The organism is Moorena sp. SIO4E2, from assembly GCF_010671945.1.
Taxonomy (GTDB): domain Bacteria; phylum Cyanobacteriota; class Cyanobacteriia; order Cyanobacteriales; family Coleofasciculaceae; genus Moorena; species Moorena producens.
Map to the genome: position 1 here is coordinate 1 of NZ_JAAHIE010001167.1, position 1538 is coordinate 1538.

Sequence of the window (1538 nt, forward strand, 5' to 3'; positions counted from 1 at the left end):
GATACATTTGAATCATTCTTCCAATAAAAATTTTCCCAAGAAGCAGTAAAGGTTTATCAAGTAAAATTGCTCATATATAATCCTGTTGAGGAGATAATAACCGAATGGAAAAATTAGAAAATTACCGATTAATAATTCGCCAACTATTAACTAATCATGCCAGGTTAGAAGCCAATAATTCAGATTCAGAGATTGAAGGTCAACTTATTTTTGACACAGAACATGACCATTATCAACTTCTAGATATCGGCTGGGATGGACTCAAACGAGTTTATAACTGTTTCATCCATTTAGATATCAAAGATGGTAGAATTTGGATTCAGCGAAATATGACAGAAGCTGATTTGGCAAAAGATTTGGTGGAAATGGGTATACCAAAAGAAGATATTATTCTCGGTTTACATCCCAGTTATAAACGTCCTTACACAGGCTATGGAGTGGCTTAGTGATATTCAGTGATATTCAGCTTATGGGCTATGGTCACGCTACTTGAGGTGCCATTAGCCTTTGGCCAACGGCTGATAGCTGACCGCTGACCGCTGACCGCACCTCAAGTAGCGCATATGCTTACATACTAATCGCTTTTCTGGATCAAAAATGAAGACTCCTTGGTTAAAATCACTTCTCTTCAAACTTTTCCTCAGTTTCCTGACAGTATGCCTAGTCTTTGGCACTGCCACACCAGTCAAGGCATCTCCCAGGGTAAATAGCTGCCCTGAAGGTATGACCTTCATCCCTGGGGGCACTTTCAAGATGGGTTCCGACGTTTACTACCCTTCCGAGCGATCTGCGGAAGATGTCACGGTTGAGAGCTTCTGCATCGATAAATACGAAGTCACTAATGCAGAATTTGCCAAATTTGTCAAAGAAACTGGTTATATTACCGTAGCAGAGCGTCCCCTCTCCTCGGAACAGTTTCCCAACTTAACAGAGGAGCAACGGGCACCTGGTTCCCTAGTCTTTCAGATGCCGGACAATGGTGTTAGACCAGTGGGTTACCTGAGCTGGTGGAAGTGGACTCCTGGGGCTGACTGGCAACATCCCTTTGGTCCAAAGAGCAACATTAAAGGAAAAAAGAACTATCCTGTGGTTCATGTTGCCTATGAAGACGTTCAAGCCTATGCTAAGTGGGCAGGGAAGTCAGTACCCACAGAAGCCCAATGGGAATATGCCGCTCACGGTGGACTGGATGATGCTACCTACAGCTGGGGTGAGCAATACTCAGCCAAGAAGGCGAATACCTGGCAGGGATTCTTCCCCTTTTTCAACACCAAAGCTGATGGTCACACCGGCACTGCACCTGTAGGTTCCTTTGAACCAAATGGTTATGGTTTGTATGACATAACTGGTAATGTCTGGGAGTGGACCTCAGATTGGTATAGCATCGGTCACAATGGCAAAGCCCACAGCTTTAATCCTACAGGACCTAATCAAAAAGAAAGCTTCGACCCCAGAGAACCGGGTGTTGCTAAACATGTCATTAAAGGCGGGTCTTACCTATGTGCTCCTAATTATTGTAGTCGCTATCGTCCTGCTGC

3 protein-coding genes are annotated in these 1538 nt (G+C 44.1%); 2 read left to right on the forward strand and 1 reads right to left on the reverse strand.

Features of this window, described 5'->3' with window-relative positions:
- The first annotated feature begins 104 nt into the window (after nt 1-104).
- The gene (locus F6K37_RS41810; protein ID WP_008181303.1) at nt 105-446 is read left to right on the forward strand and encodes a XisI protein; all 342 of its coding nucleotides are present in this window, start codon (nt 105-107) and stop codon (nt 444-446) included.
- 54 nt (nt 447-500) lie between these two features.
- On the opposite strand, the gene F6K37_RS41815 is transcribed toward F6K37_RS41810, so the two are convergent.
- Nucleotides 501-752, reverse strand: a complete 252-nt coding sequence (locus tag F6K37_RS41815; protein WP_287257144.1) for a hypothetical protein — start codon at nt 750-752, stop codon at nt 501-503.
- A 1-nt stretch (nt 753) separates the two neighbouring features.
- On the opposite strand from F6K37_RS41815, the gene F6K37_RS41820 reads away from it, so the two are divergent.
- Nucleotides 754-1538, forward strand: a 785-nt coding sequence (locus F6K37_RS41820) for a formylglycine-generating enzyme family protein (RefSeq protein WP_287257145.1), incomplete at its 3' end; no start/stop codon positions are given.

Excerpts from the sequence above, each read along its gene's own strand:
- F6K37_RS41810 (WP_008181303.1), top strand. The coding sequence starts at position 105 with ATGGAAAAATTAGAAAATTACCGATTAATAATTCGCCAACTATTAACT.